This is a genomic window from Kitasatospora sp. NPDC005751 (genome assembly GCF_040630835.1).
GTDB lineage: Bacteria > Actinomycetota > Actinomycetes > Streptomycetales > Streptomycetaceae > Kitasatospora.
The window spans coordinates 1-22,991 of sequence record NZ_JBEXYC010000010.1 but is presented as its reverse complement, the minus strand read 5'-3'; the positions used below and the strand labels follow the sequence as shown (position 1 = coordinate 22,991).

At 75.4% G+C, this 22,991-nt stretch carries 10 protein-coding genes and 1 pseudogene; 5 read left to right on the top strand and 6 right to left on the bottom strand.

Going from position 1 to position 22,991, the window contains the following annotated elements:
* Positions 1-86 precede the first annotated feature (86 nt).
* Positions 87-854: a response regulator transcription factor gene (locus ABZ497_RS12705; protein WP_359804635.1), complete on the top strand. Its 768-nt coding sequence runs from the start codon at positions 87-89 to the stop codon at positions 852-854.
* Here the strand turns inward: ABZ497_RS12705 and ABZ497_RS12700 are convergent.
* Positions 827-2,014, bottom strand: coding sequence for an FAD-dependent monooxygenase (locus tag ABZ497_RS12700; RefSeq protein WP_359804633.1), 1,188 nt, complete (start codon positions 2,012-2,014; stop codon positions 827-829). The genes ABZ497_RS12705 and ABZ497_RS12700 overlap by 28 nt on opposite strands.
* A gap of 125 nt (positions 2,015-2,139) precedes the next feature.
* On the opposite strand from ABZ497_RS12700, the gene ABZ497_RS12695 reads away from it, so the two are divergent.
* Positions 2,140-2,910 (top strand): TetR/AcrR family transcriptional regulator C-terminal domain-containing protein, encoded by a 771-nt coding sequence (locus ABZ497_RS12695; protein WP_359804631.1) that lies wholly within the window; start codon positions 2,140-2,142, stop codon positions 2,908-2,910.
* 50 nt (positions 2,911-2,960) lie between these two features.
* Here ABZ497_RS12695 and ABZ497_RS12690 read toward each other — a convergent pair whose 3' ends face one another.
* The 5 genes and pseudogenes from ABZ497_RS12690 to ABZ497_RS12670 all read right to left on the bottom strand — a co-directional run bounded on the left by ABZ497_RS12690 (position 2,961) and on the right by ABZ497_RS12670 (position 9,997).
* Positions 2,961-3,527, bottom strand: a complete 567-nt coding sequence (locus tag ABZ497_RS12690; RefSeq protein ID WP_359804629.1) for a MarR family winged helix-turn-helix transcriptional regulator — start codon at positions 3,525-3,527, stop codon at positions 2,961-2,963.
* A 46-nt stretch (positions 3,528-3,573) separates the two neighbouring features.
* Positions 3,574-5,721 (bottom strand): MMPL family transporter, encoded by a 2,148-nt coding sequence (locus tag ABZ497_RS12685; protein ID WP_359804627.1) that lies wholly within the window; start codon positions 5,719-5,721, stop codon positions 3,574-3,576.
* A gap of 75 nt (positions 5,722-5,796) precedes the next feature.
* Positions 5,797-6,192 carry a hypothetical protein gene (locus ABZ497_RS12680; RefSeq protein WP_352295246.1) on the bottom strand — a complete coding sequence of 132 codons (396 nt, stop codon included), beginning with the start codon at positions 6,190-6,192 and terminating at the stop codon, positions 5,797-5,799.
* A 173-nt stretch (positions 6,193-6,365) separates the two neighbouring features.
* Positions 6,366-6,632 (bottom strand): annotated as a pseudogene (locus ABZ497_RS12675) (DUF899 family protein); the annotation flags it as partial.
* Between the two features lie 242 nt (positions 6,633-6,874).
* Positions 6,875-9,997 (bottom strand): phosphocholine-specific phospholipase C, encoded by a 3,123-nt coding sequence (locus ABZ497_RS12670; RefSeq protein WP_359804625.1) that lies wholly within the window; start codon positions 9,995-9,997, stop codon positions 6,875-6,877.
* Positions 9,998-10,585: 588 nt separating this feature from the next.
* Between ABZ497_RS12670 and ABZ497_RS12665 the strand changes: the two genes are divergently transcribed.
* The 3 genes from ABZ497_RS12665 to ABZ497_RS12655 all read left to right on the top strand — a co-directional run bounded on the left by ABZ497_RS12665 (position 10,586) and on the right by ABZ497_RS12655 (position 22,866).
* A complete protein-coding gene (locus ABZ497_RS12665; RefSeq protein ID WP_359804623.1) occupies positions 10,586-13,879 on the top strand; it encodes an amino acid adenylation domain-containing protein in 3,294 nt (1,097 codons plus the stop codon).
* A 102-nt stretch (positions 13,880-13,981) separates the two neighbouring features.
* Positions 13,982-19,639, top strand: a complete 5,658-nt coding sequence (locus ABZ497_RS12660; protein ID WP_359804621.1) for an amino acid adenylation domain-containing protein — start codon at positions 13,982-13,984, stop codon at positions 19,637-19,639.
* Positions 19,636-22,866, top strand: a complete 3,231-nt coding sequence (locus ABZ497_RS12655) for an amino acid adenylation domain-containing protein (RefSeq protein ID WP_359804619.1) — start codon at positions 19,636-19,638, stop codon at positions 22,864-22,866. Before ABZ497_RS12660 ends, ABZ497_RS12655 begins: the two co-directional genes overlap by 4 nt.
* The last annotated feature ends 125 nt before the right edge of the window (positions 22,867-22,991 follow it).

The following is a 22,991-nucleotide window of genomic DNA, read 5'->3' as shown; positions in this document are numbered from 1 at the left end:
GTGCGAACGACGCCCAGGGCCGCGACCCGGGGAGCGGACGAGGGTGGGCACGGAGGGGCGTGGCGTCCGGAGGAGGAGCAGGGAAGATGAGGACCGTACTCGTGGTGGAACGGGAGATCAGCTCCGCCGAATCGATGGTGCGCGACCTGCGCCGGCAGGGCTTCGTCGCCCGCAGCGTGGGCACCGGCGCACAGGCCCTCCGCACGTACCGCGAGGCCGATCTGGTGCTGCTCTCGCTGGAACTGCCGGACGTCGACGGCATCGAGGTGTGCCGGAGCCTGCGGACCGAGAGCGACGTCCCACTGATCGCCTTCACCCGTCGCGACGACGAGTTGGAGCGGGTGCTCGCCCTGAAGGCGGGAGCCGACGACTGCGTCGCCCAGACCTGGGGCTTCCGGGAGATGGGGGCCCGCATCGACGCGGTGCTCCGCCGGTCCTCCCGCCGCTCCGGGCCGGCGGCGCCCGAGGCCATCTCGCTGCTCCCGCTGCACATCGATCCGCGGACCCGCGAAGTGCGCCTGCGCGACCGGCTGATCGAGGTGACGTCGAAGGAGTTCGAGCTGCTCTACATCCTCGCCGCCAACTCCGAGACCGTGGTGTCGCGCAAGGAGTTGATGGCGAAGGTGTGGGGCAGTGACTGGGGGCAGGCCAGCCGCACCATCGACACCCATGTGAGCACCCTGCGCGCGAAGCTCGGCTCCAGCCGGTGGATCATCACCGTCCGCGGGATCGGCTACCGGATGGGACACGCCGCACGGTCGAAGGGACCGGCGCCCGGCGACCCGTCCGGCGCCGCGGCCGCCCCGCACGAGGGGGCCGCCGAGGATCAGCGGGTGGCGAACTCGGTCTGGTAGTCGGGCAGGGCGATCGTGCTGCTGACCTTCCGGCCCAGCTCCAGCATCCGGTTCAGGACCCAGCGCCGGCCCAACAGTTTGTCGCGCAGCCGGAGTCCGGCCGCCGTGCCCGGCGCCAGGAAGGGCCCGGTCCGGTCGCCGCCCCGCTGGCAGCCCTCGGCGTAGCCGCGCACGGCGTCCTCGTACCGGGCGAAGGCGGTGCGGTGGTCGCCCCGGGCGCGGGCGAGTTCGCCGGCCAGGACGTACGCGGCGACCATCGCGGTACCGGTGCCCATGCCGCCGATGGTCGCGCCGCAGGCGGCGTCCCCGACCAGGGCGATCCGGCCGGCGGACCAGGCGGGGACGTCCGCCCGGCTGATCGAGTCGAAGTACAGCTCCGGGGCCTCGCGCAGACTCTCCAGCAGTCGTGGCACCTCCCAGCCGAGACCCGCGAAGGCGTCCGCGAGCAGCGCCTTCTGCTGCTCCTGGTCGTGCCGGTCGTAGGGCAGCTCGGGTGAGGCGAACAGGAAGAAGGCGCCGGCCCGGGTCCGGTCCCGGTGGTCCGCGCCGACCGCGGCGAGCCGCCCGGGCACGTTGAGGCCGACCGAACCGGGCGGCAGACCCAGGTAGTTGGGCAGTTGCCAGGTGGCGGCGTAGTAGCCGAGGTGGCGGACGAAGCGCTGCTCGGGGCCGAAGGCCAGCCGGCGGACGGTGGAGTGCAGACCGTCCGCGCCGACCACCAGGCCGAACTCGCGCGGCGACCCGTGGCGGAACTCCACCCGGACGCCGTCGGGCGTCTCCTCCAGCGCGGTCACCGTGTCGCCGAAGACGTACTCGGTGGACGGCAGGCTGTGCCGGTGGAGCAGCCGGGCCAGTTCGCCGCGCGGCACCTCGACCTCGCCACCGGCGAAGTCCGCCGGCAGGTGGAGCCGGCGCCGACCGTGCCGGTCGACGAAGTCCATCGGGCTGCCACCGGTGTCGATCCGGCGCAACTCGTCGAGCAGGCCCATCCGTTGCAGCACCGTCAGGTGCGCGTCGCCGCGGAAGTCGACGGCCTGGCCGCCGCCGCGCAGGGCGGGAGCCAGCTCGACGACGGTGGGCTCGAAGCCGTACTGCCCGAGCCAGTACGCCAGTGCCGGGCCGGCGATGCTCGCGCCCGAGATGAGGACTTTGGTACCCATGTGAACCACTCCGTCCGGGAGAGCCGAGAAACTGTGTCTACTGGACACTGATTGCTGCTGTGTACGGTAGACACAGTTAGGTCGGTTCGGCAAGGGCCGACCCGGAACGGGACGGGAGCGGGAGCTTGAGCAGCACATCCGGCGACGGGGCCGAGGCGACGGCACGGCTGCTCTGGGGGCCGCCCCCGAAGCCGACCCGCGGGCCCAAACCGGCGCTCAGCCTGGACCGGATCGCCCGGGCCGGGATCGGGATCGCGGACGCGGAGGGACTGGGCGCCGTCTCCATGCAGCGGGTGGCCGGCCTGCTCGACTACACCAAGATGGCGCTCTACCGCTATGTGCCGGGCAAGGCCGAACTGGTGGCCCTGATGGTCGAGACGGCGATCGACGAACCGGCCGGGGCCGTACCGGGGGCCCCGGCGGCGAACCGGGAGCTGGCGGGCGCCTCGCCCGCCTGGCGCGCCGAACTCCACTCCTGGGCGGGCCAGTTGGCCACCACCTTCAACGCACACCCCTGGCTGATCGACGCCACCGTCGGCCCCCGGGTGCTCGGCCCGAAGGAACTCGGCTGGCTGGAGCGGGTGGTGGCCGCCCTCGACGGCACCGGACTGACCGGGCCGGAGCGGACGGACACCGCCGTCCTGCTGGCCGGCCACGTCCGCAGCATCACCGCACAGGCGCGCGCGGCCGGACCGGGCGGGGAGCCGGAGTCCCGGCTGCTGGCCGTCGTCGGCGGGCTGGTCCAGGAGCACGCCGACCGCTTCCCGGCGCTCGCGGCGGCGATGGCCGTGCGGGACGGGCGTGACCGGGCGCTGGAGTTCGGCCTGGAGCGCATCCTGGACGGCCTGGCGGCCCTGATCGCCCGGCGGAAACGGGCTGACGGGCTGACGGACTGACGGGCGTCCGGCCGTCAGCCCACGTCAGCGGTGGCGCGGGTCAGCGCGGGTTACGCGGGTCGGCGCGAGTGGCGCAGGTCCTCCAGCTCGGTGGTCATCCGGCCGAGGAAACGGGCCACCGCCGCCAGCTCCACCGGGGTGAACTCGCCGCGCACCGCCTCGGTGCGCCGGGCCACCGGCGCGAACCACTCGGCGGCCATCCGCCCGGCACCGGGCAGGTAGTGCACCAGGACCTGCCGGCGGTCGGCGGCGTCCCTGGTCCGGCGGATGTGTCCGGCCCGCTCCAGCCGGTCCAGTACGGCGGTGACCGCCCCCGAGGTGAGGGCCAGCTCCTCGCCGAGCCGGCCGGGGGTGATCCCGCCCCGGCCGGGCTCGGCCCGCATCACGGCGAGCAGCGCCTGGACGTCGGTGGCGTGCAGACCGCTGGCGGCGGCGAAGCCGTGCCCGAGCAGGTTCATCTCGGAGGCGAGGGCCTGGAGGAGCCGCCCGAGCGCCGGGGTGTCGGAGGGTACGGTCGCGGACGGGTCCGCAGGCGCCGGGGCGGCGGACGGTACCGGGGCGGCGGACGGTGCCGGGGCGGGCGGGGGCGTGCTCGGGTCCTGCTCCGACAAGGTCATCCGCTCCGGTCGCCTACGGTGTTCCACCCGCTGTTACCCGTTCAGCCTAACCGGCCGGGCACCCTCGGGCGGGCTCGCCGACCGGCTCGGGCGCCGCCGTACCGACCGCCGTGCGACCCGGCCGGGCCGGCCACCAGACCCGCTCGCCCAGGTCCCGGACCAGCGCGGGCACCAGCAGCGAGCGCACCAGCAGGGTGTCCAGCAGCACGCCGAAGGCGACGATGAACGCGATCTGGGCCATGAAGGCCAGCGGGATCACACCCAGCGCGGCGAAGGTCGCGGCCAGCACCACCCCGGCCGAGGTGATCACTCCGCCGGTGGCCGTCAGCCCGCGCAGCACCCCCTCCCGGGTCCCTACCCGCATCGTCTCCTCACGGACCCTGGTCATCAGGAAGATGTTGTAGTCCACCCCCAGCGCGACCAGGAACACGTACCCGTACAGCGGCACGGAGGGGTCGATGGCGGAGAAGCCGAAGACGTGGTCGAACACCACCGCGCTGACGCCGAGCGTGGCGAGGTAGGACAGCGCGACGGTACCGGCGAGCAGCAGCGGAGCGAGCAGCGAGCGCAGCAGCACCACGAGCACGGCGAGGATGCAGAGCAGCACGACCGGCATGATCAGTGCCCGGTCGCGCTCCGCCGTGATCCGGGTGTCGTACTGCTGCGCGGTGTAGCCGCCGACCAGCGCGTCCCCGCCCGGCACCGCGTGCACGGCCTGCCGCAGGCTCCGGACGGTGGCGATGGCCGCGTCGCTGTCGGCCGGGTCGGCGAGCGTGACGTCCAGCCGGACCCGCCCGTCCACCTCCGCCGGGGCACCGCCGGGCGCACCGCCGGTGTACGGACGGACGCCGGCCACCCCGGGGACGGCTGCCGCGGCGGCGACCGCCTCGGCCCGCCCGGCGGAGGCGATCACCACGGCCGGATTGCCGGCGCCGCCGGGGAAGTGCTTCGAGAGCAGCGCCTGCCCGGCCGCCGAGGGCTGGGCCTTGATGAAGAGTTCGCTCTGCGGGACGCCGCCCGAGTCCAGGGTCGGCGCGAAGGCGGCCAGCGCGGCGAGCACGGCCAGGCCGGCGGCCCAGGTGACCCGCGGCCGGCTCCCGACCAGGGCGGCCACCCGCTGCCAGACGGCGTTCACCGGGGCGCGCCCGTCGGCGGCCGGCCGGGCCGGCCAGTAGGCGGCGCGGCCGAGCAGGACGAGCGCGGCCGGCAGGAAGGTCAGCGCGGAGAGCACCGCGCAGCCGATGCCGATCGCGCCGACCGGGCCGAGCGCCCGGTTGTTGGTGAGGTCGGAGAGCAGCAGGACGAGCAGGCCGAGGGCGACCGTCGTCCCGGAGGCCGCGATCGGCTCGACGGACTGCCGCCAGGCGGTGCGCATCGCCGCGAACCGGTCACCGTGGAGGTGCAGTTCCTCGCGGAAGCGGGCGGAGAGCAGCAGTCCGTAGTCGGTGGCCGCGCCGATCACCAGGATCGACAGCAGACCCTGCACCTGGCCGTCGACCCGGACCAGGCCGTGGTCGGCGAGCAGGTAGACCAGCGCGCAGGAGACTCCGAGGGCGAACACCGCGCCGAGGATCACCAGCAGCGGCAGCAGCAGGCTGCGGTAGACGGCGAGCAGGATCAGCAGCACCACGCCGAGGGCCACGCCGAGCAGCAGTCCGTCGATGCCGGCGAAGGCACTGCCGAGGTCGGCCGCGACCGCCGCCGGACCGGCCAGGCCGACGGTGGTGTCCGGGACCTGGTCGGCGAGTTCGCGGACGGCGCGGACGCTGTCCCCGGTCTGCCGGCCGAGGTCGGAGCGGAGCTGGACGACGCCCTGGAGCGCCCGGCCGTCCTCGGACGGCACGGCGGGCGACACCCGGCCGGTGGCACCGGGGACGGCCGAGGCCTCCTGCAGCGCCCGGCCGGCGGCGGCGCGCTGGGCCTCGCCGACCGCTCCGGTGCGACTCTCCCAGACGACGATCACCGGGAGCGTGGCCGCCGTCCGGAAGTCCTCCCCGAGCCGGGCCACCTCGGTGGACTCGGCGCTGCGGGGCAGGAAGGCGGCCCGGTCGTTGGTGGCCACCTCGGAGAGCTTCCCGGCGTAGGAGCCGAAGGCGCCGCCCAGGCCGAGCCAGACGGCCAGCAGGACGAGCGGAACCAGCAGTCTGGTTCGACGCCGGGAGGCGGGGCGGGGAGCGGCTGGACCGGTGCGCATCGCGGAGCGCCCTTCGGGCGGGGGCAGGTGACGGACCTCCGCATCATATCTCTCGATGATTGAGAAACTTGGCCATCAAGAGGTATGGCGGCCCGACGGCTGCTTCCGACTCCCCCCGAGCAGCCCGGCCACCGAGAGCGCACCCCAGCCGACGGAGACGGCCACCGCCATCACCCGGTGCCGGCGCTCCGGCAGCGCGGTGGCCAGCAGGGCGGCATCGCCCAGGTCGGAGGCGATCCGCACCAGGGTGGCCGCGCGCAGCGCGGAGTCGTCGGGTGCGAAGGCCATCGCCAGGCCGCAGGCGGCGTCCCGGAAGGCGAGCGGGCGCAGACAGGCCGCGGTGGAGCGCGGCAGCGAGCCGTCGGCGGCGGTCAGTCCGGAGGGGGCGGCCAGCAGGGCGGGCCGACGGGTCACAGCGAGGCCGTAGACGGCGGTGGCGGCGCCGGTCAGCCGGAGCAGACGAGAGTTCATGGCGCGGATCTCCCTGAGTCGGTGAGCGAGGTCGGTGAGCGAGGTTCGTGGACGGCCCGTGGGTCCGGGAGGAAGGCTGGGGGGTTCGCGGCGCCTGCGGGCCGGATGTCCCACCGCCGTCAGTGGTGGTCGTGTCGGCCGAGGGACTCCTCCGGGGTCGCCCCCGGGCGGGTCCACATGTGCTGGTAGGCCACGAGTTCGTCGCGGCCCTGGAACAGGTCCGGGAACGGGACGGGGTCGTCGGGGCCGACGACCCCGACCGTCCCGTCGAGCTCCACCATCGGCAGCCGTCGCCGGGCCGCGGCGATGGCGTCGGCCTCGCGGGTGTGGGCCTTCTCCCGGACCAGCAGCTCGTCCCGGGCGGCCTGCCAGGTCGCTAGGTCGACCACGGGCGGGCACCCGGGCGGCGAGGAGGTCGAATCGTCCGACGTGGTCGTCAGGGTGTCCTCCGTGGCGTCGTGGTGACCGGGCGGCGGCGTTCACCCTCCTACGACACCAGAGAGGTCCGACAACACCCGGCCGGACGCGCGCGCCCAGCCGAAATCCGCCACCCCGACTCGGCGACCCGACCCGCCGCACCGACCCGCCGACCCGACCCGATGCCCGACGACAAGCCCCCGGCCCGACCGAACGGCCCGCGCACCCCCTCGGGGTACGCGGGCCGCGAGCAGGATCTACCGGGTCAGCCCGTGATCGGCTTGGTGTCGAGGCGGACGTGGTCGACGGCCCAGAACCAGTTGTTGCCGGCGTCGTACATCCGGAACTTCAGGGTCACCGAGCGGGCACCCGCCGGAACGGCGAACTGCTTGGTGACGAAGGCGTTCTGGACGTCCTTGCCGGCGTTGTCGTTACCGGTCGGGTCGCTGCTGTAGTAGACCAGCCGGGTCTCGGTGCCGTTGTCGAAGACGGCGGTGACGGCCGCCTTCTGCGGGGCCTCCTGCCGGTAGTGCGAGTCGAAGGCGAGGTGGAGGGTGCTCGCGCCGGCCGGCAGCTGGACGGCGGGCGAGACCAGGGTGGAGTCGAAGACCCCCTTGCGGGACGGCGAACCGGTGTCGTCCCAGTCGTCCGGGTCGGCGACCGCGAGGATGCCCAGGCCGCGGCTGAAGTTGCCGCGGTCCTGCCCGGCCGGGGTGGACCAGGCGCGCTTGGTGTGGAACGTCCAGCCCTGGAGTCGGGTGGTGCCCTGCGGCATGGCCGGCGCGTTCACCACCGACCAGCCCTGCGGCGCCTGCGGCGTCCAGCCGAGCACGCCGGCCAGCGGCTGGAGGGAGCCGGCCAACGACTCGAAGTCCTCGCCGAGCAGGTGACCGGCCATCACGGGAGCGGTGCGCGCCGCGATCTCGCCGTCGGCGATCGCGAAGCGGCTGCCGGCCGCCGCGCGGGCGGTGACCAGGATCCGGTGGGTGGCGCCGTCCGGCAGCACGGTGGGCGGGGTGACGTCCCACTCGGCGATCGCGGTGGCACCGGCGGCGAGCGAGGCGGGCGGCGGGGTGACGGCGGTGACCGTCCAGCCGGCCGGCACGACCGGCTGGACCTCGATCGCGGTCAGCGCGGCGGTCGCGGTGAACCGGGCGGCGACCCGGGCCGGACGGCCGGGCAGCAGGATCGCCTCGTCGATCGTGGTGGACGCGGCCTTGAGCGTGACGTCCAGGGCCAGCGGGTCGGCGAGGCCCATCGCCGGGTCGGTCACCAGGTGGTCGCCGTCCCACGGGAAGCGCCCGGCGATCCGGCGGCGGAAGCCGAGCTCGCCGCGGACGCCCACCGCGACGTCGTACCAGCCCTCCGGGCCGACCTTGACGTTGACGGTCCGGTCGTCGCCCGCCGCGACCCGCACCTCGCGCAGCCCGTCGCCGTAGGCCAGGTCGCCGACCAGGAAGGTCTGGGCGGTGCGGGTGCGGTTGATCACGTCGACCTCCAGCACCTTGCCGTTCTGCTCTTCGGAGAGCGAGATCTCGTACGCCGAGGCGGCGTCCCCGCGCAGGTGCCAGAGCGCGCCGTTCGGGCCGTGCACCCGCAGGTCGTAGCCCTCGGGGCCGACCGTCCAGACGTCGGAGAGGCGGCTCTTGGCGCCCACGGTGTAGTGGCGCGGCGCGGTGCCGGGCGCCGGGTAAACGGCGAAGACGGCGGCCTGGCGGCCCTGGTTGATGAAGTCGACGGTCAGCTCGTCGCCCTTGAGCTTCGGCTTGACCAGCAGGTCGTACGGGCTGATCCGGGCGGTGCGGGTGCCGCGCTGCTGCTGCGGGAAGGCCTGCGGATCGGGCACCGTGGGCGCGGGCAGCTTGCCGGTGTCGACGACCTTCTGCCGGTTGCCGCTGGTGTCGGGCAGCTGCGGCCAGACCGGGTTGCGCCCGGAGAAGTCGAAGACGTTGGTGAGGTCGCCGGTCACGGCTCTGCGCCACGGGCTGATGTTGGGCTCCTCGATGCCGAAGCGCTGCTCCAGCAGGCGCAGCACCGAGGTGTGGTCGTACACCGTGGAGTCGACCACGCCGCCGCGCGTCCACGGCGAGACGACGATCATCGGGACGCGCACGCCCAGGCCCATCGGGTACGGGCCGGAGACCAGGGTCTCGCCCGCGGGCAGGGTGTCGGACCAGGAGAGCGAGCCGTCGGCGGCCTTCACCCGATACTTGCCGTCCTGACCGACCACCCGGTGGTAGGTCGAGCCGCCCTTGGAGACCCGGACCACGACCTCGCCGTCGACCGGGACGGTCGACTTGCCGCGCCCGGCGGCCAGCGGCGGGACGGGCGGCAGCTGGTGGTCGAAGAAGCCGCCGTGCTCGTCGTAGTTGAGGATGAAGACGGTCTTCTCCCACACCTCCGGCTTGGCGGCGAGCGCGGCGAGCAGCCGGGCCGTCAGGTGCTCGCCGTTCGGCGGGGCGTAGTTGGCGTGCTCGGAGAGCGCGGCGGGCGCGACCAGCCAGGAGACCTGCGGCAGCCGGTCGGCCTGGACGTCGGCGGTGAACGCCTCGACGAGGGCGTCGCCCATCGCGAAGGGGTCGTCCTTCTTCGCCGGGTCACCGACCGCGCGCAGGCCGCGCTCGTAGAGCGGCTCGCCCGGCTTGGCCTTGACGAAGGGGGTGAACCAGGCGAGCGCGTTGTCGTCGAAGTTGTCGAGCGCCTGGTAGGTCTTCCAGCTGATCCCGGCCTTCTGCAGCCGCTCGGCGTAGGTGGTCCACTCGTAGCCGCCGGGGATCTCGGTGTTGTCGGTCACCGGGGTGTCCCGCACCGTGCCGCCGCTGGTCCCGGTCATCAGGTGCTCGCGGTTGGTGTTGGTGTTGCACTGCACCGACGCGTAGTAGGCGTCACAGGTCGTGAAGACCGAGGCGAGCGCGTTGTAGAAGGGCATGTCGGCGGGCTCGTAGTAGCCCTGGCCGAGCCAGCCGCCGGAGCGGCGGGTGACCGAACCGTCGGCGCGGCCGTCGTTCCAGGCGTTCATCGAGTCGACGAAGCCGAACGCCGGGGCGCCCTGCTGGTAGGCGTTGGTGTGGGCCGCGTTCATCGGGAACGGCAGCAGGTGGCCCTCCTTGCGCCCCGGGTCGGGCTGGTGGAACACCGAGCGCCCGTTGACCCCGCGCACCGCCGTCCGGTCGCCGAAGCCGCGCACACCGGGGAGCGTACCGAAGTAGTGGTCGAACGCGCGGTTCTCCTGCATGAACACCACGACGTGCTGGATGTCCGCCAGCTTGCCGGGGCGGGCCGGCGCGGCGAGCGCCTCACGCACGCTGAGCGGGAGGGCGGACAGCACGGCGGCCGCCGCCGCGCCGCCGAGCAGGGTGCGGCGCGACAGTTCGGGCATCGGAATCATCGGGGGACGGCTCCTTGATCACGGATGCTGGGCCTCCGTTTCGGCCCAGACCCGTTATGTATAGGCGTCCGAGATCAACGGAAGTGGACCGGTTCGATGGCGTTTCGATGACGGACAGAGAACCCCGAGCTGTACAGACAACTTGACTGCACCTGTCACCCCTCCCGCCGCCGCCCGCGCAGCCGCCCCCGACCGCCGTCGCCCCCGGTCCGGCCCCGGTCCGAACCCGCCGTCGGGGCGGCCCTCAAGGCCGCCACCGGGACGGCTTGCGGCAGAAGATAGTTGACGAACCGTCGGACCGCCCCGCCCGGGTCGTGAACAACCCTTGACGAGGCATGTGGTCTGTGGAAATCTCACGACAGGTCCAGGCCAATGATCTTTCCACGGGGGAGAAGATCGGACCGCTTGACGCATCAGGGGGGAACCTGGGAGTCGGGTCGGCCTTGCTCCAGCGGCCTGTCGACCGGTCCGCGGGGCGGCCCGGACCGCATCCGACGGCCGCGCCCTCCACCGGGCCGCACCGTCGCGGCGGAACCCGGTCGGACGGGTCACCGCAGCCCCGCCTCCGACTCCCGAATCGAGCCCGCCATGTCCCCCTCCCCCGCCGACTCCGCCGCCACTCCAGGCTCGTCCGCCGCACCAGTCTCCTCCATCACACCGGGCCCGTCCGCCGCACCGGAGGAGGACCCCGCGAGAGCGGCGAACACTCCGGCCCGGGCCGGGCGCCCCGCCTCCCCCGCCCAGCACGGGATCTGGCTGACGACCAGGCGGACCGCCGTCCCCGAGGCCTTCCACCTCGCCCTGCGGTTCCGTTTCGACCGGATCGACGCCGACGCCCTGGCACGGGCCGTCGCCGCCACCGTCACCCGCCACCCCGCGCTCGCGGCGGCGCTGGTCGAGGAGGACGGCCTGGTCCGCGAGGTCCCGGCGGGGCGGCCGCCCGCCCTCACCGTCGTCGACGCGACGGCCGACAGCGGCGAAGGCCTGGCCAAGCGACTGGCCGAGGACCTGGCCCTCCCGTTCGACCTCGCCGCCGGACCGCTCGCCCGGTTCACCCTGCTCCGGCGGGCCGGTGGGGCGGCCGACCTGCTGGTGGTGGCCCACCACGCGGTGTTCGACGGGCACTCCAAGGACGTCCTGGCCGCCGACCTCGCCACCGCCTACGCCGCCGCGCGAGCCGGCGGACCGGCCGCCACCGACTCCCCCGCCGCCGACCCCGCGACCTCCGACCCCGCGTCCCTCGACCCCGCCGCCCCCGACGACCGGCGCGACGCCCTCAGGATCGAACCCGGGCCCGAGGCCGTCCGCCGGGCGGCCGCCTTCCACGGCCCCCGGTGGGCCGCCGCCACCGACCCGGTGCTGCCCCACGGCCCCCGGGCCACCACCGACGCCGGCCGGGGCGAGGCCGTCACCTGGCGGCTCGACGGCGCCGGCCGGACCGCCCTGGTCGACGCCGCGCGCGACTGCGGGGTCACCGTCTTCGAGTTCCTGCTCGCCGGCCTGCACGGCCTGCTGCGGCGCTACGGCGGCGAGGCCGTCCCGGTCGCCGTCCCCTTCGCCACCCGCCGTCCGGAACGGCGTGACGACATCGGCCTCTTCGTCAACGAGCTGCCGGTGCACGCCCCGGCCGGCGCCGGGGAGGACGTGACGTTCGCGGAGTACGCCCGGGCCGTCCGGGCCGAGGTCCGCCTGGTCTCGGACCACCGCGCCGTCCCGTTCGGCGCCGCCGTGCCCGGGCTCACGCCGCGGACCGGGCTGGCGCCCGTCTCGTTCGGCTACCGCCGCCGCACCACCGCCGACCCGGTGTTCCCGGGCAGCACCACCCGGGTCGACTGGACGGTGTTCCCGCACGCCTCCCGCAACACGCTTCACCTCCAGGCGGTCGAGGACGCCGGGGCCGTCGGCTTCTCCCTCCAGTACGACCCGGCCGTCCTCTCCCCCGCCGCCGCCCGGCGCATCGCCGGACACCTCACCGCCCTGCTCGCCGCCGCCACGGCCGACCCGGGAGCGGCCCTGGCGGACCTGCCGCTGCTCGACGAGACCGAGCAGCGGCTCGTCACGAGCACCTGGAACGCCACCGAGCACGCCTACCCCGCCGACCGGACGGTGCTCGACCTGGTCCGCGAGCGCGCCGGCGCCACGCCCGAGGCCCTCGCGGTGGTGGCCGGTGCCGAGCGCCTGACGTACCGGGAGCTGCTGCGGCGCACCGACCGGCTGGCGAACGCGCTGACCACGGCCGGCGTCGGCCGGGACGACCTGGTCGCTCTGCACCTCGGCCGCACCGCCGACCTGCCGGCCGCGCTGCTCGCCGTGCACACCGTCGGCGCCGCCTACCTGCCGCTCGACCCCGGCTACCCGGCCGACCGGCTCGCCCTCGTCCTGGCGGACTCCGGCGCCGCGCTGCTGCTGGCCGACCGCGAGCCGGCCCCCGAGGTGGCCGCCGCGGCCCCGACGCTACTGCGGCTCACCCACGCGGCGGGCGACACGGCGGGCGACGCGCCGGCAGACGACCCGGCCACCACCCGGACCGCGCCCGGCCGGCTCGCCTACGTGCTCTACACCTCCGGCTCGACCGGCCGCCCCAAGGGCGTCGAGATCGGCCACCGCGCGCTGGTCAACCTGCTCTCCGGCTTCGCCGACCGGCTCGGCTCGGGCCCCCGGGACGTCTGGCTCGGCCTCACTTCGCTCTCCTTCGACATCTCCGCGCTCGAACTGCTGCTGCCGCTGGTCACCGGCGGGCGGCTGGTGCTCGCGCCGGACGGCCTCGCCGTCGACGGCCCGGGCCTGCGGTCGCTGGTGGAGCGTGAGGGCGTCACCCACGCCCAGGCCACCCCCTCGGGCTGGCGGGTCCTGCTGGGCGCCGGACCGCTGCCGCCCGGCCTGACCGCCCTGGTCGGCGGGGAGGCCCTGCCGCTGCCGCTGGCCCGCGAGCTGCGGGCGGGCACCGACCGGCTCCTCAACGTCTACGGACCGACCGAGACCACCGTCTGGTCCACCTGCGCCGAGGTCCCGGCCGCACCGGAGGCCGTCCGGATCGGCCGACCGATCGCCAACACCCGCGCGTACGTGCTGGACGGGCGGCGCCGGCCGCTCCCGATCGGTGTGCCGGGCGAGCTGTACCTCGGCGGCGACGGCGTCGCCGAGGGCTACCTGGACCGGCCCGGGCTGACCGCCGAACGCTTCGTTCAGGACCCGTTCGGCGCGCCCGGCGAGCGGCTCTACCGCACCGGCGACCTCGTGGCCTGGACCGCCGACGGCGAACTGGAGTTCCTCGGCAGGCTCGACGACCAGGTCAAGATCCGCGGCCACCGGATCGAGCTCGGCGAGATCGAGTCGGCGCTGCTGGCCCACCCCGCGATCGCCGAGGCGGCCGCCGCCGTCCGGCGGGACGAAGCGGCCGGCGACGCGGAGCCGTTCGTCGCCGGTTACCTCGTCCCGGCGCCCGGGGCAGACGTGCCGGACGCCGCCGAACTGCGCGCGTTCCTTCAGCGGACGCTGCCGGCCGCCGCCGTACCGCAGCGCTTCGCGGTGCTCGACCGGCTGCCCCTGACGCCGAACGGCAAACTGGACCGCCGTGCGCTGCCCGTTCCCCCACGCCCGGCCGACGCCGCGAGCCAGGGCTCGACCGGGGCGACCGGAGCAGCCGGGCAGCAGGAACACGACGAGGTGCTCGACGCCGTGCTCGGGATCTGGGCCGAGGTGCTCGGACTGCCCGACCTGGGCGCCGAGGACGACCTGTTCGAGCTCGGCGGGCACTCCCTGACGATCATCCAGATCACCGCCCGGATCCGCGACCTGCTCGGCGTCGAGCTCGACTTCGACGTCTTCTTCGCCACCCCGACGCCGCTCGGCATCGCCGCGGCCGTCCGCGACCTGCGCTGACCTCCCGGGCGGGCGCGCTGCACCGCGCCCGCCCGCTCACCCCGCGGCCGCTCCCGCCCCGAGGGCACCGCCACCTCCGACGTGCGCCGAAATGGATCACCGATGACCGACATCCAGGACCCCACGGCCGGGCTGTCCGCGACCAAGCGCGCCCTGCTCGCCCAGCGGCTGCGGACCGCCTCGGCCCCCGCCAGAACCGTGCCGGCCAGACCGCCCGGCACCGCCCCGCCGCTCTCCAGCGGCCAGGAACGGCTCTGGTTCATGGACCAGTTCGCCCCCGGCTCCACGGCCTACACGCTGGCCCCGGCCCGCCGGCTGCGCGGGCCGCTCGACCGCGACGTGCTGGACGCCGCCCTGACCGACCTGGTCGCGCGGCACGAGGCGCTGCGGATGACCTTCCCCGGTACCCCCGAGGGCACCGCCGAGGTCCGCGTCGCCGAACCCGCCCCGTGCGCGGCCCGGTTCGTCGACGCCACCGCCGACCCGGACCCGGCCGGGCGTGCCACCGCCGAACTCGGCGCCCTGGCGGCCGAGCCGTTCGACCTGGCCGCCGGGCCGCTGCTGCGCGCCCTGCTGGTCCGCATCGCACCCGACGAGCACGTGCTCGCGCTGGTGATGCACCACATCGTCAGCGACGGCTGGTCGCTGGACATCCTCCACCGCGAGCTGGACGCGCTCTACGCCCGGCACGCCGACGGCACCCCGGACGGCCTGGCGGCCCCCGCCGTCCGGTTCGGCGACTACGCGCACTGGCAGCGCGAGCGGCTGGCCGGCGGCGCGCTGGCCGCCTCCCGCGCCTACTGGCGGACCGAGCTGCGCGACGTCCCCGTCCTCGACCTGCCCACCGACCGACCGCGGCCCCCGGTGCTGACCTTCGACGGCGCCGCCCTGGAGTTCCACTGGGGTGCGGAACTCGGCAGCGGCGTCAACGCCCTGGCCCGCTCCGCCAACGCGTCCGCGTACATGGTGCTGATGGCCGCGCTGCAGACCCTGCTGGGCCGGCACACCGGCTTGCGGGACTTCGCCGTCGGCTCGGCCTTCGCGGGCCGCCTGCACCGCGAACTGGAGGACGTCGTCGGGCTGTTCGTCAACATCCTGCCGATCCGGGCCCGGCTGGAGGGCGACCCGACCTTCACCGAGCTGCTCGGCCGGGTCCGCGAGACCACCCTCGACGCGTACACCCACCAGGAGGTGCCCTTCGAGCAGATGGTGGCCGACCTGGAGATCGAGCGCGACGTCAGCCGGTCGGCCGTCTTCCAGGTGAGCTTCGCGTTCCAGAACTACGGCGACCGCACCGCGAGCAGCACCCACACCAGCACCGGCACCAGCACCCGCCCCGGTGGCGCACCGGCCCGGGAGGGCTTCGGCCACGAGGCCACCACCACCCGCACCGACCTGGCGCTCTACCTGCGGGAGAAGTCCGACGGCGGCCTGTACGGGCTGCTCACCTACCGCACCGACCTCTTCGACGCCGCGACCGTCCGGCGCCTGGTCGAGCGGTTCGAACTGCTCCTCGCCGCCGCGGTGGCCGACCCGGCCCGCCCGGTCTCCCGGCTGCCGCTGCTCACCCCCGGCGAACGGCGGGACGTCCTGGAGACCTGGGCCGCCGGCCCACCGCTGCCCGCCACCGCCGGTGCGCCGGACACCCTGACGGCGCTGCTCGCCGCCACCGCCCGGGACCACCCGGAGCGCCCGGCCGTGGTCCTCGGGGACCGCACGCTCGACTACCGCGAGCTGGAGCAGCGGGCCACCGGCCTCGCCCGGCGGCTGCGGGCGCTCGGTGTGCGGCCCGACGACCGGGTCGCGGTCTGCCTGGAGCAGTCCCCCGAACTGGCGGCGGCCCTGGTCGGCGTGCTCAAGTCCGGCGGTGCCTACCTGCCGCTGGACCCGGAGCAGCCGCCCGCCCGGCTCGCCCACCTGGTGGCCGACGCCGAGGTCCGGGTGCTGGTCACCGACACCGCGCTGCGGGGGCGCTTCCCCGGCTACACCGGCGCCGAGCTGCTGCTCGACGCGGGCCCGCCCGGCCCGGAGCCCCTCACGCCCGACCCGGAACCGCTGGACGAGGCCGCCGGCCCGGACCACCTGGCCTACGTGATCTACACCTCGGGCTCGACCGGCGCCCCCAAGGGCGTCGCCGTCCAGCACCGGCAGATCCTCAACTACCTGGCCGGGGTGCGCGAGCGGCTGCGGATCGAGCCCGGCGCGAGCTACGGGCTGCTGCAGTCGCTGTCCTTCGACTTCAGCATCACGATGCTCTACCTGGCGCTGAGCAGCGGCGGCCGGGTCCACCTGCTCCCCCGCCGGATCGCCGGCGCCGAACTCGCCGAGCAGATCGAGGCCCTGGAGCTCGACTACCTCAAGATGACCCCCTCGCACCTGGCCGCGCTCGGCTCCGACGCCCCGCTGGAGCGGCTGCTGCCCCGCCGGGCGCTGGTGCTCGGCGGCGAGGCCTCGGCCTGGCCGTGGGCCGCCGAACTGGCCGCCCTGGACCGCTGCGCGGTGTTCAACCACTACGGCCCCACCGAGGCGACCGTGGGCGTCACCGTCCACGAGGTCACCGCCGGCACGGCCGGCCCGGGGAGCACCCCCATCGGCACCCCGCTCGCCGGGGCCCGCTGCCACGTGCTCGACGAGGCGCTGCAGCCCGTGCCGCCGGGCGTCACCGGCGAGCTGTACCTGGGCGGCGACCGGCTCGCCCGCGGCTACCTGGGCCGCCCCGACCTGACCGCCGAGCGCTTCGTCGAGGACCCGTTCGGGGCGCCCGGTGACCGGCTCTACCGCACCGGCGACCTCGCGCGCTGGCGGCCCGACGGCGCCCTCGACTACCTGGGACGCGGCGACGACCAGATCAAGGTGCGCGGCTACCGGGTGGAGCCGGGCGAGATCGAGGCCGCCCTCACCGCCCTGCCCGGCGTCACCCAGGCCGTGGTGCTGGCGCGCGGCGAGGGACTGCGGCAGGCGCTGGTCGGCTACCTCGAACACCCGGGCGGGGGCCCGGCGCCGGCGCCCGCCGAGCTGCGCGAGGCCCTCGCCGAGGTGCTGCCCGACTACATGGTGCCGGCCCGCTTCGTCGTCCTCGACCGGCTCCCCCTGCTGGCCCACGGCAAGGTCGACCGCCGCTCGCTGCCCGAGCCCGAGGAGCCCGCCGCCACCGGCGAGTTCGTCGAACCGCAGGACGAGGCCGAGCGGTTCCTCGCCGGGCTCTGGGCCGAACTGCTCGGGGTCCCCCGGGTCGGCGCCCTGGACGACTTCTTCGAACTCGGCGGGCACTCGCTGCTCGCCACCCAGGTGGTCGCCCGACTGCGCCGGGCCTACCCCGAACTCCCCACTCCGGTCGGGGTGATGGACCTCTTCAAGTACCCCACCGTCCGGCGCCTCGCCGCCCTGCTCAGCGACCCGGACGCCGACCGCGGCCCCCGCCGCCTGCTGCACCGGCTCACCCCGGCCGGCCGCCGGACCACCGCCAGCATCGTCTGCACCCCGTACGGCGGCGGCAGCGCGCTCATCTACAAGCCGCTCGCCGACGCGCTGCCCGCCGACTGGGCGCTGCACTCGCTGGCCGTCCCCGGCCACGAGCTGGGCGAGGAGGCGATGGACATCGACGAGGTGGCCGCCCGCTGCGCCCAGGAGATCGTCGACACCGTCGAGGGGCGGATCGTCCTCTACGGCCACTGCGGGGTCGGGGTCCGGCTCGCCGTGGAGGTCGCCCGCCTGGTCGAGGCGGCCGGGCGGGACATCGAGGCCGTGCACCTCGGCGGGATCTTCCCGTTCGCCCGGCCGCGCGGGCGCGGCGCCGCCGTCGGCGAGCGGTGGGCGCGGATCGCCGACCGGCTCCGCAGCGACCAGGGCATGGTCAACGCCCTGGCGGCGGCCGGTCTGGACACCGACGAGGTCGGCGCCGAGCAGCTGCGCCTGATGGTGCGCAACCGCCGGACCGGCACGAAGGAGGCCGAGCAGTACTTCACCCGGCTCTTCGAGAGCGAGGACGGCCGGATCTCCGCACCGGTGATCGCGGTCTGCGGCGACCGGGACCCGGCCACCGAGTTCTACGAGGAGCGGTACCGGGAGTGGCACCGGCTCAGCGACACCACCGGTGTGGTGGTGCTCGACGAGGCCGGCCACTTCTATCTCAAGTACCGGGCCGCCGAACTCGCCGAGATCCTGACCACCGTGCACCGCTCGGTCGCGGCGGGGCGAGAGCGGCGGCACGAACGGGCCGACGGCGCCACCTGGTGGCTGGCCGGCCTCTCCCGGGACGGCGCCGAGCAGAGCGCCGACGCCCGCCCCGCCGCGCCCGGCGCGCGCACCCCGGCCGGCGCGAAGAGCCCGGCGGCGGCACGGCCGACCATGCGGCGGTTCCTCGGCGTCGCCGCCGGGCAGCAGATCTCCATGATCGGCTCGGCGCTCACCGAGTTCGCCCTGCCGGTCTGGATCTACCTGACCACCGGTTCCCTCGCCCAGTTCGGCCTGCTGGCGGCCTGCGGGCTGGTGCCCGGCATCCTGGCGGCGCCGATCGCCGGCGCCGTCGTGGACCGCGGCGACCGGCGCCGGATCATGCTGTACGGCGACGTCGCGGCCGGCCTGACCCAGGCGGTGATGCTGCTGCTGTTCCTCGCCGACGGCCTGCGGATCTGGCACGCGTACGTCCTGATCGCGGTGCTCTCGACGGCGCTCACCTTCCAGCGGCTGGCCTGGAACTCGGCCGTCCCGCAGCTCGTGCCCAAGCGGTTCCTCGGCCGGGCCAACGGCATCGTCCAGATGGCCTTCGGGCTGGCCCAGTTCCTGGTGCCGCTGTTCGCCGTCGGACTGCTCGCCGCGCTCGGCCTCGGCGGCATCCTCGCCCTCGACGTGGCGAGTTACGTGGTGGCCACCGCCGTCACGCTGGCCGTGCGCTTCCCGGACGTGATGGCGGCCCGGCGGCGGGAGAGCGTCGCCGCCGAGATCCGGGCCGGGTTCCGGCGCGCGCTGGGCAGCCGGCACTTCCGCGCGATGCTGCTGTTCTTCGCCGTCCTCAACATCTTCCTCTCCCCGCTGTTCCTGCTCACCACCCCGCTGGTGCTCTCCTTCGCCCCGCTCGCGGCGGCCGGGTGGGTCGCCGTCGCCGCCGGCCTGGGCGCCGTGCTGGGCGGTCTGACCCTGCTGGTCTGGGGCGGGCCCCGGCGGTTGCGGCTGCGCGGCGTCCTGTTCGCCACCCTCGGACTGGCCGGCGCCTGCCTGGTGACCGGTCTGCGGCCCTCGGTGCTGCCGGTGGCGCTCGGCGCCTTCGGCATGGCCTACGCACTGGCCCTGGTCAACGGCGTCTACGCGACGATCGTGCAGACCAAGGTCCCGCTGCGGTTCCACGGCCGGGTGATCGCGGTGAACACCATGGTCGCCTGGTCCACCCTGCCGGTCGGCTTCGCCCTGGTGGCGCCGCTCGGGCCGCGCCTGGTCCAGCCGTGGGTCGACGAGGACGGCGCGCTCGCCGGCACCGTCGGACGGCTGATCGGCACCGGCGAGGGGCGCGGCATCGGCCTGCTCTACCTGCTGTTCGGCCTGGCCATGGTGCTGCTGGTGCTGGCCTGCCTGGCCGTTCCCGCGCTGCGCCACTTCGACCGCGACGTCCCCGACGCCGAGCCCGACGACCTGGTGGGCCTGGCCGCCCTGACGGGCCGCGCCACCACGACCGCCCAGCCCACCCCGACTCCCACCCCCACCCCCACCGCGCCCGCCGACACCCCGCCCGCGCGCCGTACCGGAACCGAGGCCGCCGTCCGATGACCAGCACCGACCAGACGACCGGCGCCGCCCGCCCGACCGAGGCCGCCCACCCGCTCACCGAGGAGCAGCGGCGCCTCTGGTTCCTCCAGCAACTGAACCCCGCCGACACGGGCTTCACCATGTACCTCTGCCGGCGCTGGAGCGGTCCGCTCGACCAGCGCGCGCTGCGCGCCGCGCTGGACCGGCTGACGGCCCGCCACGAGACCCTGCGCACCCGGTTCGCCCTGGACGGCGAGGCGCCCGTCCAGCTGGTCGAGCCGCCCGCGCCGGTCCAGCTCGCCCTGGTCGAGCTGGCCCCCGGCGCGAGCGAGCGCGACTTCACCGAGGCCTGCCGGCCGGCCGTCAACGCGCCCTTCGACCTGGCCGAGCGGCCGCCGCTGCGGGCCGTCCTGGTCTCCGCCGGGCCGGACGAGCACGCGCTGGCCGTGGTGGTGCACCACATCGTCTCGGACGGCTGGTCGTTCCGGATCCTCTGGCGCGAACTGCTCGCCCTCTACCGGGAGGAGACCGGCGAGGCGCCGGCCGGCCTGGCACCGCTCGCCCTCCGGTACGGCGACGTCGCCCGCGCCGAGCGGGAGCGCGCGGCGGCCGGCGGCGCCGAGGCCGCGTTCCGCTACTGGGCCGAGAAGCTGGCCGGCACCGGCCGGCTGCGGCTGCCGCTGGACCACCCGCGGCCGGACCACCCGCGGCATCCGGCCGGCTTCGCCCCGGTCGAGCTCGGCCCCGGACTCACGGCGGCCCTGGACGCACTGGCCCGGCGCGAGCGCTGCACCCCGTTCATGGTGCTGCTGGCCGCCTACCAGTGCGTGCTGGCCCGCTGGACCGACACCCGGGACTTCCTGGTGGGCACCCCCCTGGCAGGTCGGACCGAGGCCGCCCAGGAGGCACTGGTCGGCTACTTCGCCCGGACCGGGATCATCCGCGCCGACCTCACCGGCGAGCCGGACTTCCGGACGGTCCTGCACCGGGTGCGGACGGCCACCCTGGGCGCGCTGAGCCACCAGGAGGTACCGGTGGAGCGGCTCGCCACCCACCTGGGCCTGCCCGCCGAGGCCGGCGCCGCGCCGCTCTACCAGGCGGTGTTCGTCCACCAGAGCCAGTACGACCTGGCCGGCGGCGACGGCGGCGCCGACCTGCCGGCCGGGGTGCGCACCGCCTCGATGGACTCCGGCTTCGAACGCGCCAAGACCGATCTGCTGCTCGACAGCTGGCGGACGCCGGACGGCGGTCTGACGCTCTCCTTCGCCTTCGACCGGGAGGTCCTCGACGACACGACGGTCGCCGCGCTGGGCGCCCGCTGCCGGGCCCTGCTCGCCGCCGTCGTCGAGGACGCGGCGCTGCCGCTGCACGGCGACTGGCTGATCGGGCCGGAGGAGGAGGCCGAACTCCTCGCGCTCGGCACCGGACCGGTGCCCGGCCACGCCGGGCCGGTGCGCCCGTGGCTCCTCCGCTTCGCGGAACGCGTCGCCGCCGCGCCGGACGCCCCGGCCCTGGAGTGCGACGGCCGCACCCTCTCCTATGCCGAACTCGACCGGCGGGCCGACGACCTGGCCGCCCGGCTCGGACCCGTCGCCGGTCAGCTGGTGGCGGTCCGGCTGGCGCCCTCGCTCGACCTGGTGGTCGCGCTGCTGGCGGTCTGGAAGGCCGGGGCCGGCTACCTGCCGATCGACCCGGCGCACCCCGAGGAGCGGCGGCGGCTGATGCTCCGCGAGTCGGGCGCCGTCCTGCTGCTCACCGACGAGAACAGCGAGGGCGACGGCGAGGGCGAGGGCGACAGCGAGGGCGCCGAGAGCGGCGCGGGCCCGCGGATCGTCCCGGCCGCCGCGCCCTCCCCGGGTGCGGACCGGGCCGGGCTGGCGTACGTCCTCTACACCTCCGGCTCCACCGGCACCCCCAAGGCGGTGGCCGTCGACCACCCGGCCCTCGCCGCCCGGGTCGACTGGATGGCCGGCCCGGACGGCTACCGGCTGGCGCCCGGTGACCGGATCGTCCAGTTCGCCTCGATCGGCTTCGACACCCACGCCGAGGAGCTCTGGCCCGCCCTCGCCGCCGGCGCCTGCGTGGTCCTGCTCCCGGGCGGCGGGCGCACCCTGCCCGAGCTGCTCCGCGGCCCGCACGGCCGGTCGGTCACGGTGCTCGACCTGCCCACGGCGTACTGGGAGGAACTGGTCTCCCTCGACGGGCGGACGCCCTGGCCGGCCGCCCTGCGGCTGGTGGTGCTCGGCGGCTCCGAGGCCCGCGCGGACTCCGTCGCCCGCTGGCGGGAGCGGCACGGCGACGCCGTCCGGCTGGTCAACACCTACGGCCCGACCGAGGCCACCGTGATCGTCACCGCCGCCGACCTCACCGCCCCGGACACCACCCGGCGCCCGCCCCTCGGCCGCCCGCTCCCCGGCGTCCGGCTCTACGTCCTCGACGAGCACGGCGCCCTGCTCCCGCGCGGCGCCGCGGGCGAGCTGCACATCGGCGGCGCCGGCCTGGCCCGCGGCTACCTGGGCCGCCCCGACCTCACCGACGCCGCCTTCCGCCCCGACCCCTTCACCGGCACGAGCCCCGGCGCGCGGATGTACCGCACCGGCGACCGGGCCCGCTGGCGCGCCGACGGGCAGTTGGAGTACCTGGGCCGCACCGACGAGCAGATCAAGCTGCGCGGGTACCGGATCGAACCGGCCGAGATCGAGGCCGCCCTCAGCGGCCACCCGGAGGTGGCCGGAGCGGCCGCCGTCGTCCTCGCCGGCCGCCGCCTGGTCGGCTACGCCGTCCCGGCCCCCGGCGCCGAACCCGCACCGGCCGCCCTGCGCGAGCACCTGGCCCGGTCGCTGCCCGCCTACCTCGTCCCGGACACCGTCGTCCTCCTCGACCGGCTGCCGCTGACCCTCAACGGCAAGCTCGACTCCGCTGCCCTCCCCACCCCCGACCCGACCGCCACCGCCGAGTACCTGGCCCCGCGCACCGACGCCGAACAGCTCGTCACCGACCTCTGGGGGGAGGTCCTGGGCCTCCCCCGGGTCGGCGTCCTCGACGACTTCTTCGCCCTCGGCGGCGACTCCCTCCTGGTCACCCGCGTGGTGGCCCGGATCCGCGCCGCCGTCGGCCTGGACGTCCCGATCCGCGACGCCTTCGAACTCTCCACCGCCGCCGCCCTCGCCGCCCGGATCGAGGACCTGCTGATCGCCGAGATCGAGGCCCTCAGCGAGGAGGAGGCCGCCGCCCGGCTCACCGACTGACCGCCCGGAGCGCGTGACGCCGGTCGCCCCGCCGGAGGTTCGGCGGGGCAACAAGCACGGCGGCGGCGGGTCGTCCGAGGGTGGGAACTCCTCGGACGGCAAGGGCCCGGCGGACGGTAAGTAGC

What these genes read in the sequence shown, in the direction of transcription:
- ABZ497_RS12705 (WP_359804635.1), top strand. Translation starts at nt 87, where the DNA reads ATGAGGACCGTACTCGTGGTGGAACGGGAGATCAGCTCCGCCGAATCG.
- ABZ497_RS12700 (WP_359804633.1), bottom strand. Translation starts at nt 2,014, where the DNA reads ATGGGTACCAAAGTCCTCATCTCGGGCGCGAGCATCGCCGGCCCGGCA.
- ABZ497_RS12690 (WP_359804629.1), bottom strand. Translation starts at nt 3,527, where the DNA reads ATGACCTTGTCGGAGCAGGACCCGAGCACGCCCCCGCCCGCCCCGGCA.
- ABZ497_RS12685 (WP_359804627.1), bottom strand. Translation starts at nt 5,721, where the DNA reads ATGCGCACCGGTCCAGCCGCTCCCCGCCCCGCCTCCCGGCGTCGAACC.
- ABZ497_RS12680 (WP_352295246.1), bottom strand. Translation starts at nt 6,192, where the DNA reads ATGAACTCTCGTCTGCTCCGGCTGACCGGCGCCGCCACCGCCGTCTAC.
- ABZ497_RS12670 (WP_359804625.1), bottom strand. Translation starts at nt 9,997, where the DNA reads ATGATTCCGATGCCCGAACTGTCGCGCCGCACCCTGCTCGGCGGCGCG.
- ABZ497_RS12665 (WP_359804623.1), top strand. Translation starts at nt 10,586, where the DNA reads ATGTCCCCCTCCCCCGCCGACTCCGCCGCCACTCCAGGCTCGTCCGCC.
- ABZ497_RS12660 (WP_359804621.1), top strand. Translation starts at nt 13,982, where the DNA reads ATGACCGACATCCAGGACCCCACGGCCGGGCTGTCCGCGACCAAGCGC.
- ABZ497_RS12655 (WP_359804619.1), top strand. Translation starts at nt 19,636, where the DNA reads ATGACCAGCACCGACCAGACGACCGGCGCCGCCCGCCCGACCGAGGCC.